Source organism: Paenibacillus sp. FSL R10-2199 (genome assembly GCF_038000235.1).
Classification (GTDB): Bacteria; Bacillota; Bacilli; order Paenibacillales; family Paenibacillaceae; genus Paenibacillus_AQ; species Paenibacillus_AQ phytohabitans.
This window is the reverse complement of the sequence record NZ_JBBOBO010000002.1, coordinates 1642766-1658036: the sequence shown is the minus strand read 5'-3', so window position 1 is coordinate 1658036 and position 15271 is coordinate 1642766. Positions and strand designations below refer to the sequence as shown.

Below are 15271 nucleotides of genomic sequence, written 5' to 3'. Positions count from 1 at the left end.
CATTAGTGAAAGTTACCAGATGCCGAGCGCAGAGACATTAGTCTTCATCATTCCGGAGGCCGGACTTGGAGGAATAACGAGATAGAACTCATTGGAGCCTTCCTCTACTGTCTTAAGTGTAATGTTATCAGGAAGGGTAATGCCGAGCACTTCTTTGAGGGCTGCTTTCGGATCTGTGAGTAGTCTCTGTTTGAAACTCGGATCTTCCCAGGCCTTCTGAATCACTTGATTCTTAAGAATTGCGTCTGACAATACAATCACCCTTTCAAAATGGTTATATTTTCCTGATAAGCATAACATAGGCCAATCTATAATTCTATTGCTTTTTTATATATTTTATAAAATATTCATATTTTTGGTTAACCAATAATTGAGCCCTCCGCTTTGCAATAATTGCTTCTCGGCTTCGATCGCTGCGGCCATATGCTGCAGGTTCTTCACCAGCACCTGATGGAAGGATAACAGATGGGGAAGCTCCAGCGTGAAGGCTTCCAGTGTGCTGTGATTAACCAGAGCTGTCCCCGCATACGAAGCAAGCCCGCCATTTGTGAAAATAAAATCCTTCACCGATGATTTAGTGAACGGTACTCCTTCATCCTCCCCATGGCAGCGTGCCAGCGACAGCAGGCAATTGTAATTTCCCTCCTCCAAATCCTGTTCCCAATCCTCATAGTCGTCAAGCATCTGCAAGGTCAGCAGTACGCCATGAATCATCTCTTCAGCTTCAGTTATCAGGTGGGATTGGTCTGAAAGCAGCAGTGCCGCCGTGCTGGTAAGCTTAAGCGGACTGGCTTTGTGGGAGATACGGAGGCGGTCCCTCAGGAAATAATCTCCGCCGGCTTCACCGCTTACACTGTCTGCCCACTCCGAGATATAACGCCCAAAGTATGACCAGAACGGGGAATCCGCCGGGAAAAGCGGACGGTAAATATTCAGAAACTCGACATAGAGCAGATTGGCCAGCGGCAGTGCCTGTGCAGCGGAGAGCTCATTACTGTCCATCAGATCATCCTGGAGGAAAAAATAGAGCATAAAAAAGACGTTGCCGACCGACATTTGACGGGTCAGGGGGATACTCAGGCCGCATCTGTCCTGCAGCCAGAAGGGGAGAAGATAACATATGTAATTTTTGTGGCTTCCTGCCCTAAATACGTTAAACTGATCAAGATAGGACAGGCCTTGGGCATTAAGCGGCTTGGGAAACGCTGAGATAACCGTGCAGCTCTCCTGAAAAACCAGGCGGAGCTCGTCCTCGTAATCATGAAGCCAATCCATAGGCTTGTCTCCTGTCAACAATGTATTGTTCTTCTACTATTAGGAAAAAAGTGGGTATTTGTCATGATTATAGTCCTAGATTCAGCCTATTTCAATCCAATTTTGGAAATGAGGTCCCTGGGGGTCTAACGGACTATTTAACCGCAGAGATTATAGGCTTGGAGAAGGCTGGAGCAACAGAATAACACTATGTGAGCAGTGCAGAAAGGAAGGATGTTAAGCATGGATATTATCAGGTTCGGACTGGTGGGGGGAGGCTGGCGGGCTGAATTCTATCTGCGGATCGCCAGAGCACTTCCGGAGCGCTTTGCCGTAGGGGCCATGTACGTCCGTAATAAGGATAAAGCGGAAGCATTGAAGAGAATCTGGGGAGTGGAAGTATATACTTCCATCGATACGTTTATTGAAGCAGGCGGCTATTCCTTTGCTGTTATCTGCCTGAAGCGGGAGGCCAGTAAAGACTTCATCATTAGACTGGCGGCGGAAGGGATTCCGCTCCTGGCGGAAACCCCGCCGGCACCGGATCTGGAACAGCTCACTCAGCTATGGAATGCGCTGGACCGTTCAGCCGTTATCCAGATAGCCGAGCAGTATATGTTCCAGCCGATGCATGCAGCCCGGATCAGGCTGGCCCGCTCAGGACGCCTCGGGACAATCAGTCAGGCGCAGGTGTCAGCGGCCCATGGATATCACGGGATCAGCCTGATCCGGCAGCTGCTGGATCTCCGCTTCGAGAATGTGAGTATCCGTGCACAGCGTTTCGGTTCTTCGATTATTAACGGTCCGCAGCGCAGCGGGCCTCCGGCTGCCGAGGAGCTGGTGCAGACCGAGCAAACGCTGGCTGTCCTGGATTTCGGCGGCAAGCTCGGGGTCTATGATTTCACCCGTGACCAGTATTTCTCCTGGATTCGCGCTGGCCGGGTGCTCGTCCGGGGGGAACGTGGAGAGATGATGAACGATGAAGTCTCCTGGCTGCAGAGCTATGACACTCCAGTCTACAGCAGGCTGAGCCGGATTGATGCCGGCCACGGCGGGAACCTGGAGGGCTTATATCTCAGGGGGATTATGGGGGACGGGGAGTGGCTGTACCGCAATCCCTTCATTCCTGCCCGGCTAACGGAGGAAGAAATTGCTATCGCCGAGAGTCTGGACAGAATGCAGCGGCACGTAGAGGGAGGCCCTTCATTCTACAGCCTGGCCGAGGGTAGCCAGGATCAATATCTGGCGCTGCTGATGGAGCAGGCTGCGGCAAGCGGTGAGATTGTCCGCTCTACTACTCAGCCTTGGGCGGCCGAGTGACCAACTGGCGGATGGCGGATGGCGGATGGAAGAGCGGAGTAGGATCAGGGAAGTGCCGGATGTAGTGAACAAACGAGTCCCCATTCCACTATTGTGGATAGGGACTCATTTGTTTAGAGATCATGAATGGTTGGGTACCGCATTCCAGTACAACTTCGATCAGAATTCCTGCACGAAATACAACATTCTTCGAGATATATAACCCTTAACCGGAGATTGTTGTAGAAAATACAGCATTTCTCCTCTTCCAACCGGCTTAGCGGGGGAATTGTTGTATTCCATACAACATTCCTTCTAAAAGCCCGCCTATCAGGAGGTTAAAGTTGTAATTCTTACAACATTTTTTTGCGCTTACCTGTTCTGATCACACTAAGCGCGGGTATAGTCCTAGGACTAGCTCTATCCTTGTACTTCAGCCTCACTCAGCTTGGCTGCAAGCGCAACATACTCTCCGCGCAGGCGTACCAGCTTCGACACACTTTGCTCCAGGCCGCCGAGCCGGTTGCGGCGGGTCCAAAGCTGCCGGTAATGATGAAGCAGGAGATCCAGATCATGGATCAGCTCATGAACGAGTGCCGCATCAATCTGCGGCGTTGCCCCGGCCATTTGTTTCTTAAGCCGGGTCAGCTGCACGGCATGCTTCACAAAGTGAATCCCGTTGCTTAGCTCTTCTGCGACAAGACCGGCATCATCGCATTCCAGGGCGAGCCCTTCAAGCTTTGCTTCTATGCCGGTGATGTAATGCTCAAGCTGCTGAAGCTGCTCTCCGGTCATCTTCTCTGCCAGATGCACATGACCCAGACTGCTGCGCAGCAGCATGGACATTTCCGTATCATTCGGGCGGAGGGTTCCGGATTCGAAGGTATAATAATTTCCGAGGTCGAGCAGTAATTGCCCGATCGCTCCGGAACGGTCATGGAAGATGGAGGTGTTCAGGTATTCGGCAACATCCGCTTCAAGGTTGCCCTCCACATTCCAGGCCAGTGCAGCCCCGTATACGAATCCGGCGTAGCTGACCGGCAGATGCTGCCAGTGGCCGAAATCGCCCCAGTCTGTAATCAGATAGCCGATTGCACCATTACGTTTGCCGTGGACTGCCGCGCTGCGCAGATTAGCCAGCATATTGTCGGTCCGTCCGGTAAGTGAATTCCAGGAGCTGGTTCCCGGACAGACATAGAACGGAATCTCCGCTTCACGGAACTTCAGGGTATCCGCTTCGAACGGATGAGCGGCGCTGTAGCCCCATTCCATGGCGATAATATCCTTCGGCAGGCGGGGAATCAGCTCCGGATGCTGGATAATGATATCACCCCAGAACTGCATGGTTTTACCGCGCTCCGTAACGAGCCCGTGGATTTTCTCCAGGAAAGAGAGATAGAGCTCGCCTTTACCGGTGGAGTCAGCCTTCGCTTTGCTTTTGCCAAGTCCCAGTTCATAGGTCTCGTCACATCCGACATTGAATAGCTGCGAATGGAAGTAAGGAAGAAGGTCATCATACATTGTGCCCAGAAGCTTCAGTACTTGCGGATCTTCCGTATCGAAGGTTCCGGGATGCATAAACAGCCCGTCGGGATACAGATCGCTGTCATACATATGATCAGGGAGCATGAAGCCTTCGGGAATTTCGGCCAGACTATTGAATTCAGGACGGGTCAGCCAGCCCTCCATATGGCCGAAGCTGTTCTGGTTAGGCACCAGCTCGATATAACGCTCACGGCAGTAGGCATCCAGCAGCAGAATTTCCTCCCCGGTAATGGGCGTTTCCAGCTCCCAGACCTGCGGGAAAGACTCATAGGCAAATGGAACTCCTTCTATATATAGCTGTAACTGATTCAGCTTCAGATCGGACATCAGATCAATGATCCGGTACAGGGTTTCCAGCTTGGGGATTTTGTTGCGGCTGATATCGATCATGAGTCCTCTGGCGGCAAAGTCCGGCTGATCACGGATAAGCAGCTGGGGAATACTTCTGCCATACTGCTCCAGCAGCTGCTTCAGCGTACCGGCCGCATAATAAGCGCCTTCCGGGGAGCCATAGGCAATGGTGATTCCGTGTTCATCAATGTGAATCTCGTAGGCTCCGGCCGCCAGCAGGGCATTATAGCTGAAGGTAAAGGCGGAAACGGTGGAAGGGCGTATCCCCACCGACAGAGACAGACGGAGCTGAACCGCCTGTAGAGTAACCTGTTGAAGCTTGCGTGCTGCCGGGAGTGCGGTTTGATTCCTCTCACCGGCCAGAACAATACTCCCCTTGGCGGGAATGAGAAACTGGCCTTGGGATACTGTGACCTGCTGGGGGTAAGGGAGCAACTGTAAATTACTGTTTTCAGGCATAGCGTGGACACCTCTTATTCATGTAGAATATGATCATCTTCATTACAACCATATCACTCCTAAACAGGTGGAGGAATGCAATGTATGCCCAAGCTCATGGATTATATGATCAGTCCCTATCCGATCCGGATTATCGATCCCAAGGTTGAGGCTTCCAGGCTCCGGCTGAAGTCGATACGGATAGGGCAAGCGGGTCATCTGCCGGGAAGAACGCTTTTTCGTTCAGGTGTGGTGTTCGAGCACTGGGCGCTTGTATACATAGTTTCGGGTGGCGGTTCTTATAGTGAGAACGGAGGCAAGGAGCAGCAGGTCCGTGAAGGGAGCCTGTTCTTTTTCCGTCCCGGCTGCACCTACAGTTTCGGACCGCCTTCAGGAGGGTATTGGGATGAATACTATATTAATTTCGCCGGAAGCCGTGTCACGGAATGGCTGGAGACCGGAATGATAGCCGGCGGGGCTGTCTGTCAGGCGGATGGGGTGCAGGGACTTACGGCCTTGTTTGAAGAGGTTCTGGGGCTAATGGACGGCGGGGCTCCCGGAGATGCGGACCGGGCGGCCATGAAGCTCGAAGAGATGCTGCTGGAATGTTCACTGCGTATCCAGGGCAATAACCGGCTCCTGCAGGCAGAACCTATGTCTCATATCCGCGAAGCGCTGAATGCCTGCATCTATGAGAAGCCTGATCTGCCTGGAATCGCTGCAGGTCTGCACATCTCCATGTCCACACTCCGTCGTACGGTCCGCAGAAGCAGCGGTTACCCCTTGCATGAATATATCCACCGTCTCAAAATGGCAGAAGCCAAACATCTTCTGCTCAACACTTCCCTGCAGGTACAGGAAATCGCGGGAATGCTTCATTATAGGGATTCCTTCTATTTCTCAAGGCTGTTTAAGAAATATATGGGCATTTCTCCGCAGAACTGCCGCAGCAACGTATAAAAACCGACATAATTCTACTTTATTTCTGGATATATGTCGTAATTTGCAGATTATTGTTGACATGCTGAAAAAGACAGTGATATGATTTAGAACATATTAGCAGTTTTTTGAATAGTTCTTCTAGACTATGCCGGAGATGAAGCCATGAGAGAATATTACTGCATCAGTTGCCGCAGTCTCCATAAGGTGGACGCAAGAAACCATACCTTACGTATTCTGTCCACCGGGTATCATATCGTTGGCGAACAGCGTTACCAGATTTGCATATGTAATAAGGCCAAGCAGCAAACAGCCTTGCCGGCGGTGACTGAGTAGACTGCAGATGACAGAATGATCATGACGGTTGTGAATATTATATAACGAACAGCCTGTCCCTCCAGGGGGACAGGCTGTTTGTCTTGTGCAGGAAATCATTGTTAGACCATGAATGCGCTATTATTTGGAATTATGGATATAACTGAGTGCGATTTTGTAAAAAAAGGTTAATGACATGCTTTTTATTTTAAAAGTAAACGCTGTCATTAAAAAGCGAAACTTGTTATTGTGATTTTTCTCATGTATGATGCTTTTAAACATAGCTTAGAATAAGCTCGAATTTTCCACAAACTGGAGAATAGGGTGGTGGGATGAAAATTAAAGCAACAGCCGAAGACAGAATGATCGCCTTTTACAGAACCATTTCTTTGTCCCTCACATCGTTTATGTTCCTCATGGTTCCTGCGGGGCCTTCCGTAATATACAAATCCCTACTAATCATTGTGCTATTCTTATTTGCTCAAGTATTCACTTTCTATTACCGGAGGCTTCGTGCAAGACCGCGTATTCTTATGCTCGTTATCTGTATAGAGCTGGCGGGAATCATTGTGTTGACGCTATTTACAGGGGGATATGACAGCCCGTTTAAGCTGTATGTGCTGAGTCCCGTCCTGATTGCTGCTGGATCGCTATCATACTATTTTGTCTGGAGCCTGCTTCTCGGGTATTTCGGCATCGTTGCCGCGCTATGTTATTTTCTCTCCGGTTCTGCGGGGAAATCTTTCTCCGAAATCGTGCTTACGAACGGCAACATGTTTCTAGCCCTGGCTCTTGCGGTTATAGTTATGCAAATGGTTAACGGGATAAAGCGGCAACGGGAGGAAGCAAACGCGCGGACCAACGATACCATGGAACATATCAAGTCGCTTTATCACATCGTGGAAACATCGAGCCAGCATGATTTCATGAACATAGGCCAAGTCATCACCGACTACGTTGTAAAGCTTACCAAGCTGGAGAAGGCCTTGTTCTGGTTCGCGAAGAAGAGCGGAGAACCCGCTCCGGAGAGCCGGCAGACGGGCTGGCAGCATGAGGAAGAACGGTTTCTGTTCATGGAGCTGGAGAAGCATGAGCATGAATGGAGGCTGCAGCGGGAACCGGTATTCAAGAGTCTGCCGGGTCTTGGAGATTTCCTGCTGATGCCGGTAAGGATGAGTACACGTTTCGTCGGGATGATCGGCGTGAGGCTGGAATCCTCGGAAGGGCTGGAAGGCCGCAGATGGTATATCCAGCAGCTGATGTTCCTGTCGGAGCTGAGTGCGATTATTCTTGAGCGCCATGAGCTGGGCGTGATCGAGAACCGGCTGATCATCACGAACGAACAGAACCGGATAGCCGATGAAATGCATGACAGTGTATCGCAGAGCCTTTTTGGCATTGTATATGCTACGCATTCCCTGAAGCAGTCCTGGCGCAAAATGTCCGAAGGCGAGCTGGAGGAGCAAATTGAGCTGATCCACGATTCAGCCACCAAGGTGGCCAAGGAACTCAGGATCACCATCTACAGCCTCAGCTCCAAGAAGAGCGGCGGCCCCAGCTGGCTTGGCATGGTGCGCTCCCATCTCAAGAGCCTGTCCCGGCTCAATGATGTGGAAATTGAACTGAAAATAACGGGGGATGATTTCAGTCTCCCTTATCCTTACCACAAGGCGCTCTTCCGGATTATCTCCGAAGCGACAGGCAACGCCATACGTCATGGTGCGGCCAGCCGGGTGGATGTTGAATTGTCCCTGAAGCCCAAATGGATCAGACTATCGATTATCGACGATGGCGTCGGATTTGATACGGACTTGATCTGGACCGAGTCCGAGGATAACACCGGCGGACTGGGAATGAAGAATATGCAATATTTGGCACAGTCCCTTGGCGGTGACTTCCAGTTGTCCAGCAGTGAGAATGCAGGCACCAGAATTTTGATCTCAATCCCTGTCGGTGTGGCTGAACTAAAAAATGCATAAACTTTAGGCAGGAGGTCGTTCAAGTGAAAATCGTCATTGTTGATGATCACCCTTTGGTGAGAAGAGGATTGGCTGCTGTGATTTCAATGCAGGCTAATCTGGAGTTTGCCGGTGAGGCTACGAATGGCCAGGAAGCTCTTCTCGTTATAGAAGAGATACAGCCTGATCTTGTGCTGATTGACCTGAAGCTTGCCGATGAATCGGGTCTGGACATTATCAAGGCAGCCCGTATACGCGGAATTGCCAGTAAGTTCATTCTGCTTACGTCCTCCGCAAGCCGGGAGGATTTCCTGAAGGCGGAAGAAGTGCTGGTAGACGGTTACGTGCTGAAGGAAGCTTTGCCGGAGGAATTGCTGTTTGCGATTCAACTGGTGCACAAAGGCAGAAAGTATTATGATCCCGGCCTGATGGAAGACAAGATGCGGATGAGCGGCAACAGTCCAACGGATGAATTGACACCGAAAGAGAAGGAAGTGTTGATTGAGCTTGGACAGGGGGCCTGCAACCGGGAGATCGCTTCCCGCTTGTTCATCAGTGAATTCACAGTCAAGAAGCATGTCAGCCAGATTCTGGCGAAGCTTCAGGTAGCGGACCGGACGCAGGCAGCATTATATGCCAATGCGGTTGGGCTTACCAAATACGAGATGTCGTACGACTAAGGTTACCTCATAACGGATGGTTCATGAACACGGACAGTGATGTCCGTGTTTTTTTGTGCCCTTTGGTCCCTACCCTAGCATGAGCATCTGAACATTTTCTGAACAGTTTCTTTATCTTTCAAAAGCATGAAGTGACACGTGAAGTAGGTAACGCTACCGGATGCTGTTAGTTATTACCAGTCGTATGGTACTAAAGTATACCATCCCTACCCTCTTAGGGACTAAACGGCATCACACGAAAGTGAAGTGTAAAGGGATGCTATGAGGCATGTGACAAATGTTGCGCGTTGATAGAATAAAAGCAAGAGTTCTGAAATTTTCATGATTGCTTTCAAAATGAACACATGCGGAAGGAGGGTTACTGTGGAAAAGACGATTTTGGATTACATTAACCTGATTAAAAAAAGATTATGGTTAATCACGGTGTTCGTGCTTATCTCCTGCGCCACCACCTTCTATGTCAGCAAAAACTTCGTTGTCCCCGTCTACTCCGCCTCTGGACAGCTACTGGTCAACAACGTCGTAAATGTTCCCGAGAGCAACAATCTCAACGCACTCAACTTCAGTCTTAACCTCATCGAGAGCTATAAGGAAATCATGAAGTCACCAACGATTATGAAGAGTGTGATCGCGGAGCATCCCGAATTCGGTCTGACGGCAGGCCAACTCGCTGCCAAGCTGCAGATCAAATCCTCAGAGAAAAGCCAAGTGATTAATCTGAGTGTGCAGGATGAGGATTACGCCACCGCAGCTACGATCGTAAACGCGGTCTCACAAACATTCATCCGCAGCCTGCCGGCACTGATGAATCTGGACAATGTAACGTTCCTGACCCCGGCGGACCCGGCGAATCAGCCTGGACCGGTCAATAGCGGTTCTACCATGAACATTATCATCAGCTTTGTAGTCTCGCTGATGGCGGCAGTAGGAATCATCCTGCTGATGGAAACGCTGAACGGTACATTGAGATCCGAGAAGGAAGCAGAGTTCGATCTTGGCCTTCCGGTCATTGCCAGTATTCCGGCAATCCGTAAACGTGATTTGGGCAAGGCGGCAAATGCCAAGGCAAGAGTAGGGGAGGGCGCTTATGTTACGGCTGAATAGAAGTTTGATTACGGACATGAACCCGTCCTCGCATATCTCTGAATCCTTCCGCTCGCTGCGTACCTACATCCGCCAGCTCGGTCTGCTGAAGGGCAATGGTGGACAGGTGCTGCTCTTCACTTCTGCGGAAGGCGGGGAAGGCAAGACAACGATTCTCTCCAATCTGGCCGTATCCTTTGTCCAGGACGGCAAGAAGGTTGCCGTTGTAGACTGCAACCTGAGGAAGCCCGGACTGCACAGTGTGTTCGAGGTAGAAGGAAGCCAAGGGCTGGCCGCTTATCTGGCCGGTTATGAGGAAACCAAAGATATTGCCGTATACGGCAGCCTGGCTAATCTGGCCGTAATTCCTGCCGGTATTACCAGTGTCAGTCCCCCGGATCTGCTCGGGAGCGACAAGATGTCAGCCCTGCTGGAAGAACTGAAAGCAAGCTTTGATCTGATTCTGCTGGACTCGCCGCAAGCGGTGGAATTCAGTGACGCCCGCATTCTGGCTCCGCTCTCAGACGGTGTAATCATCGTGGCCAGACATGGCCGGACGAAGCGTGAGTCTCTCCGCAAGCTGAAGGCTCTTATGGAACAGACAGGTGTGAGAATTCTCGGAATTGCGATGAACCAGACCAAATAATGTACTGAAGCGGCAAGGTGAATGAAACTTTTGGGAGGTATGTGTGATGAAAAAGGTCAAAAAGGTAATAATCCCGGCAGCCGGGTTAGGCACACGTTTCCTTCCGGCAACCAAAGCGATGCCTAAGGAAATGCTGCCTATTATCAACAAACCAACGATTCAATATATCGTGGAGGAAGCAATCGCTTCCGGGATCGAAGACATCATCATCGTTACCGGTAAAGGAAAGCGGGCGATTGAGGATCATTTCGATAATGCCTTTGAACTCGAATCCAGATTGCTGGAAGACGGTAAGCTGGAGCTGCTCAAAGAAGTACAGCGTTCCTCAAAAGTGGAAATTCACTATATCCGGCAAAAGGAACCAAAGGGTCTGGGCCATGCCGTATGGTGTGCCAGACGGTTTATCGGGGATGAACCCTTCGGCGTTATGCTCGGCGATGATATTGTAACCGGACAGGTCCCCTGCCTGAAGCAGCTGATTGACCAGTATGAAGAAACACAGAATTCAGTGATTGGTGTTCAGGTCATCCCTGATGAATTCACCAACCGCTACGGGATTATCGAACCGGATCTGCAGGACGGACGGCTCTACCGGGTTAACAACTTCGTGGAGAAGCCTCCGCTCGGAACGGCTCCTTCCAACCTGGCGATTATGGGGCGTTACGTGTTCACACCGAAGATCTTCAAGTATCTGGACCTTCAGGAAAAAGGCGCGGGCGGTGAAATTCAGCTCACGGACGCGATCCAGAAGCTGAACCAGAGCGAACGGGTATATGCTTATAACTTTGATGGTACACGATATGACGTTGGTGAACGCCTTGGTTATATTTTGACCACACTGGAATTTGCTCTACAGAGCGAGGATTTGCGCTATCAGGTCATGGATGCAATGTCGGAATGGCTGAAACAGGCCGGACAAACCACGCTGAGCAGCTGAACCAACAATATTTAGGAGGAATGAGGAGAGATGAGCATGCAAAAACTGCCGGAAGACTATGAGGCCGTCCTGCCGAAACTTTACATGCTGCATGCCAATGAAGGAAGTAAGGAAATGGATTCCTATCTGGTATTGAAGCGGATTATCGACATTTTTTTCTCCGCTCTTGGCCTTCTCGTGCTGCTGCCGCTGTTCGCGGTGGTGGCTGTCCTAATCAAGCTGGAGGATCCTAAAGGCAAAGTATTCTTCCGCCAGAACAGGGTCGGCAAGGATGAGAAGCTGTTCCCTATGTACAAATTCAGATCCATGGTCTCCAATGCCGAGGAGCTGAAGGCCAATCTGATGGCCTACAACGAGGTGAGCGGCGCAATGTTCAAGATCAAGAATGATCCCCGCATCACGCGGACAGGAAGATTCCTGCGCAAGACAAGTATTGACGAACTGCCTCAGCTCTGGAACGTGCTTATGGGCCATATGAGTCTCGTAGGCCCCCGTCCCCCGCTCGTTGAAGAGGTGGCGCAGTATACGGAGTATGACAAACAACGGCTGATGGTTACACCGGGCTGCACCGGGTACTGGCAGGTTAATGCCAGAAACAGCGTTGGCTTTGACGAAATGGTCCAGCTGGACCTGACCTATATCCACATGCGCAGCACTATGCTGGATCTTAAGATCATTGTCAAAACCGGCCTGATGCTGCTCGGCTCCAAAAATGCTTATTAAAATTATGGGAATTGGGTGAATGCCGATGCTTGTACACGGAGAAGTACCTAAGATTTCCATTATCATCTGCACCTACAACCGGTCGGCGCTGCTGGTCAAGACTCTTCATTCGCTGCTTCCGCTGGAGAATCTGGACCACGCCGAAATCATCGTAGTGGATAACAGTTCCAAGGATGATACGGCAGCCGCTATCCGGAGGTTTATTGATACCTATGGTGCTGATATGGATATCCGTTATCTTCTGGAGCCGGTGCAAGGACTGTCGGCGGCCCGGAATACGGGGATTCTGGCTTCCAAATCGCCGCTCATCGCCTTCCTGGATGATGATGCGATACCTTGCCGGACCTGGATTAGTACGATCGTCAGTACGTTTGAGCAGAAGCCGGAAGTGATGGCGATGGGCGGTAAAATTGCTCCGATCTTCGAGAGCAAACGGCCGGAATGGCTGATTAAGCCATTCGAGCTTCCATATACCATAGTTGATCTGGGCAACCGGATCAGGGAATATCCGAAGCGTCTGCACCCCTGCGGAGCCAATATGGCGATGCGCAAGATCGTGTTCGACATCAGCCTGTTTCCGCTGGAGCTGGGGAGAAAAGGTGATTCGCTGCTCTCCGGTGAAGAGACCTGGCTGTTCGGTCAAATCCAGCAGGAGGGGCATTCCATTCTCTATCATCCGGAGATGGCGGTGGATCATTTCGTACCGGCTAACCGTTTGACGGAAGACTGGATTATGAAACGTTATTACAGCCAAGGCATCTCGAACGCGATGAAAAGCGAAGGGATGAAGGGCAACCTGCTGCTGCTGGGTAAAACAGGGGCCAAGGTGATGTACATTCTGGCAGATTCCATTCTCTCCCGCAGTCAGGGAAGAAGGCTGCTGAACAAATGCCGGCTGGAGAGTATTCGCGGAACTCTCCATATGATTTGGAACCGGAAGAGGGAATCCGCAGCGGGGTGAGGGGAGTGCGTGACATGACTAATTTTGAATGGGGCTCCAAAATAAACGCTTTGCCATACGGAATGCTCTATCTCATGTCCGCATTATTCCTGGGGGCAGCGGTCATCTACCAGCCGGTCATAGCCGTAGCTGCTGTACTCCTGATTATGCTGCTGTTCGTCTCCATCTCCCGTCCGGAACTGATCAGCTACTTCGTTCTGCTGACCACCGCAGTCTCGATTAATTTCCTGTTCAGCGGCAGTATGTTCGGTGTTGAGATTCTCTCACTCTACAAACTGGTTATCCTGGTGCTGCTGGTGCCGTGCATTCTGGTCAACGGCCTGAAGTTCCGGCTCAGCCAGCCCCTGTGGGCGATGCTGGCGCTGGTCTTCATCACCTTCACCTTCTCCATCTGGCTGCCGGAGATGAGCTCATCGATTGCAGTCAAAGCTTTTATCGGATTATCGCTGCCCTTCGTATTCCTGCTTATCAATTGGAAGAAGGAGGTGGCTGAGAAGCAAATCCGCATCATCACCCTGCTGCCGCTGGTCAGTGTATTGGCCGGAGTGGTGCTGCAGGCGGCTCATCTGCATTCCTTACTCGACATCGAATTCACCGGCGCAGTACGGATTCAGGGGGCGAATATTCCGGCGCATCTGGCTATGCTGGCGTTCATGGGAGTCGCGATCGCGTTCATTGAAATTAAGCGAAGCCCGCAGCATATCCGCTTTTACTACACAATGCTGGGTCTGAATTTCCTGATTCTCATTGGAACCGGGACACGGGGGCCGATCCTGGCGCTGGTCCTGATGGTGCTCTATTATTTCTACGACATCTCCCGCCAGTATTTAAAAGGCAAAACGAAATTTCTAATCCCGCTGCTGTGTTCACTGCTCGTGATCACCTCGGCAGTATACCTGCAGCTCGATAACATCAAGAAACGTTCCTTCGAACGTACGACGGAAACGGGGGTCGACCTGTCAGGGCGTGCGGAAGCCTGGGAGTACTTCCTGAACAAAGCGGAGGATTCCCCCTATGCGGGACGGGGTCTTGGAGCGGTGACGGTGGCGAATGACGGATCGCTCTACAAAGGGTTTGTTGTTCCTCACAATGAGTATATCCGCTTCTACTTCGATGGAGGGTATTTCGGCGCAATCCTGCTGCTGCTTTCCTTGTTGGCTGTGTTCCTTCTGGTGTACAGGGCTTTGGCACCGCCGGTCAAACCTTATTATCTGCTCTTTATAGCAGCGTTTCTGATCTACTCATTTACAGATAACACGCTGTCGACGGTCCAATTCATCATTCCGTTCTGTTGGTACCTGAACTGCCTGTATCGATCTTCACAGCTGGCCGATTCCCCACAAAAAGAAGTGATACGATGAACCAAGTGAATATGTTCGATGTCAATTTCGATAACTATGATTTCATGGACCTGCTCGATTACATTGACAAAACGATTCAGGAAAGGAACCAGTCCTACATCCTGACATGCAATGTCGATCATGTGATCAAGCTCCGCAAGGACAAAGAGTTCCAGGAGGTCTATTCCGAAGCCGGAGCTGTTGTGGCAGACGGAATGCCGCTCATCTGGGCTTCCAAAATGCTCGGTAAGCCGCTGAAGCAAAAGGTATCGGGAGCGGACCTGTTCAGCAGGCTGGGCAATGCTTTTGAACAAAGGAAATACCGGCTGTTCTTCCTGGGCTCAGCGGAAGGCGTGCCGGAGCAGGCGACGAAGAACCTGAAAGCAGCTTATCCGGGTATCAATGTTGTCGGCTGCTATTCTCCTTCCTACGGCTTTGAGCACAACGAAGAAGAGAACCAGCGGATTATCCAGATGCTGACCGAGAGTCAGCCGGATATTGTGTTCGTAGGCGTGGGAGCGCCGAAGCAGGAGAAATGGATATACCGTCACTATACCTCTTATCAGGCGCCGATCTCGATCGGTGTGGGCGCAACCTTCGACTTCCTGTCAGGCTCGGTCAAACGGGCTCCGGATTTCATGCAGAGAACCGGAATGGAATGGCTGTGGAGGCTCAGTCAGGAGCCGGGCCGTCTATGGAAAAGATACCTGGTCGATGATGCCCAGTTCCTGGTGCTGCTCCTCAAGGAGCTGCGCAAGCGGGATAAAGTGAAGAACAGCAAATCGCAATAAACGAGAAGCGG

At 50.9% G+C, this 15271-nt stretch carries 14 protein-coding genes; 11 read left to right on the top strand and 3 right to left on the bottom strand.

The features are described 5' to 3' along the window. Window positions 1-12 precede the first annotated feature (12 nt). On the bottom strand, window positions 13-252 hold the full coding sequence (locus tag NYE33_RS35045; RefSeq protein ID WP_039302970.1) for an NHLP leader peptide family RiPP precursor: 240 nt from the start codon (window positions 250-252) through the stop codon (window positions 13-15). A gap of 84 nt (window positions 253-336) precedes the next feature. After that, window positions 337-1275: a hypothetical protein gene (locus tag NYE33_RS35040; protein WP_340947822.1), complete on the bottom strand. Its 939-nt coding sequence runs from the start codon at window positions 1273-1275 to the stop codon at window positions 337-339. 222 nt (window positions 1276-1497) lie between these two features. Between NYE33_RS35040 and NYE33_RS35035 the strand changes: the two genes are divergently transcribed. Next, window positions 1498-2574, top strand: a complete 1077-nt coding sequence (locus NYE33_RS35035; protein ID WP_340947821.1) for a Gfo/Idh/MocA family protein — start codon at window positions 1498-1500, stop codon at window positions 2572-2574. A gap of 399 nt (window positions 2575-2973) precedes the next feature. On the opposite strand, the gene NYE33_RS35030 is transcribed toward NYE33_RS35035, so the two are convergent. Beyond that, window positions 2974-4908: a glycoside hydrolase family 20 zincin-like fold domain-containing protein gene (locus tag NYE33_RS35030; RefSeq protein ID WP_341069913.1), complete on the bottom strand. Its 1935-nt coding sequence runs from the start codon at window positions 4906-4908 to the stop codon at window positions 2974-2976. 84 nt (window positions 4909-4992) lie between these two features. Between NYE33_RS35030 and NYE33_RS35025 the strand changes: the two genes are divergently transcribed. From NYE33_RS35025 to NYE33_RS34980, 10 genes are all read left to right on the top strand, one after another. Continuing rightward, window positions 4993-5847 (top strand): helix-turn-helix domain-containing protein, encoded by an 855-nt coding sequence (locus NYE33_RS35025; RefSeq protein ID WP_336101748.1) that lies wholly within the window; start codon window positions 4993-4995, stop codon window positions 5845-5847. A gap of 827 nt (window positions 5848-6674) precedes the next feature. Next, a complete protein-coding gene (locus NYE33_RS35020; RefSeq protein ID WP_256704006.1) occupies window positions 6675-8120 on the top strand; it encodes a sensor histidine kinase in 1446 nt (481 codons plus the stop codon). A 23-nt stretch (window positions 8121-8143) separates the two neighbouring features. Then, window positions 8144-8779 carry a response regulator gene (locus NYE33_RS35015; protein WP_042133942.1) on the top strand — a complete coding sequence of 212 codons (636 nt, stop codon included), beginning with the start codon at window positions 8144-8146 and terminating at the stop codon, window positions 8777-8779. A gap of 363 nt (window positions 8780-9142) precedes the next feature. Continuing rightward, the gene (locus NYE33_RS35010; protein ID WP_039302983.1) at window positions 9143-9883 is read left to right on the top strand and encodes a YveK family protein; all 741 of its coding nucleotides are present in this window, start codon (window positions 9143-9145) and stop codon (window positions 9881-9883) included. Continuing rightward, a complete protein-coding gene (locus NYE33_RS35005; protein WP_042133946.1) occupies window positions 9867-10508 on the top strand; it encodes a CpsD/CapB family tyrosine-protein kinase in 642 nt (213 codons plus the stop codon). Before NYE33_RS35010 ends, NYE33_RS35005 begins: the two co-directional genes overlap by 17 nt. A gap of 46 nt (window positions 10509-10554) precedes the next feature. After that, entirely contained in the window at window positions 10555-11445 is an 891-nt protein-coding gene (gene galU, locus NYE33_RS35000) for a UTP--glucose-1-phosphate uridylyltransferase GalU (protein ID WP_042133948.1), read from the top strand. A gap of 30 nt (window positions 11446-11475) precedes the next feature. Further along, the gene (locus NYE33_RS34995; RefSeq protein WP_039302991.1) at window positions 11476-12168 is read left to right on the top strand and encodes a sugar transferase; all 693 of its coding nucleotides are present in this window, start codon (window positions 11476-11478) and stop codon (window positions 12166-12168) included. Between the two features lie 25 nt (window positions 12169-12193). After that, a complete protein-coding gene (locus NYE33_RS34990) occupies window positions 12194-13129 on the top strand; it encodes a glycosyltransferase (RefSeq protein WP_042140779.1) in 936 nt (311 codons plus the stop codon). Between the two features lie 14 nt (window positions 13130-13143). After that, complete coding sequence (locus NYE33_RS34985; protein WP_042133950.1) at window positions 13144-14490, top strand: O-antigen ligase family protein; 1347 nt, start codon at window positions 13144-13146, stop codon at window positions 14488-14490. Next, window positions 14487-15260 (top strand): WecB/TagA/CpsF family glycosyltransferase, encoded by a 774-nt coding sequence (locus tag NYE33_RS34980; protein ID WP_039302998.1) that lies wholly within the window; start codon window positions 14487-14489, stop codon window positions 15258-15260. Before NYE33_RS34985 ends, NYE33_RS34980 begins: the two co-directional genes overlap by 4 nt. Window positions 15261-15271 lie beyond the last annotated feature (11 nt).

Coding starts and splice junctions, on each gene's coding strand:
- NYE33_RS35040 (WP_340947822.1), bottom strand. CDS start 1,275: ATGGATTGGCTTCATGATTACGAGGACGAGCTCCGCCTGGTTTTTCAG.
- NYE33_RS35035 (WP_340947821.1), top strand. CDS start 1,498: ATGGATATTATCAGGTTCGGACTGGTGGGGGGAGGCTGGCGGGCTGAA.
- NYE33_RS35030 (WP_341069913.1), bottom strand. CDS start 4,908: ATGCCTGAAAACAGTAATTTACAGTTGCTCCCTTACCCCCAGCAGGTC.
- NYE33_RS35025 (WP_336101748.1), top strand. CDS start 4,993: ATGCCCAAGCTCATGGATTATATGATCAGTCCCTATCCGATCCGGATT.
- NYE33_RS35020 (WP_256704006.1), top strand. CDS start 6,675: ATGCTCGTTATCTGTATAGAGCTGGCGGGAATCATTGTGTTGACGCTA.
- NYE33_RS35005 (WP_042133946.1), top strand. CDS start 9,867: ATGTTACGGCTGAATAGAAGTTTGATTACGGACATGAACCCGTCCTCG.
- galU (WP_042133948.1), top strand. CDS start 10,555: ATGAAAAAGGTCAAAAAGGTAATAATCCCGGCAGCCGGGTTAGGCACA.
- NYE33_RS34995 (WP_039302991.1), top strand. CDS start 11,476: ATGAGCATGCAAAAACTGCCGGAAGACTATGAGGCCGTCCTGCCGAAA.
- NYE33_RS34990 (WP_042140779.1), top strand. CDS start 12,194: ATGCTTGTACACGGAGAAGTACCTAAGATTTCCATTATCATCTGCACC.
- NYE33_RS34985 (WP_042133950.1), top strand. CDS start 13,144: ATGACTAATTTTGAATGGGGCTCCAAAATAAACGCTTTGCCATACGGA.
- NYE33_RS34980 (WP_039302998.1), top strand. CDS start 14,487: ATGAACCAAGTGAATATGTTCGATGTCAATTTCGATAACTATGATTTC.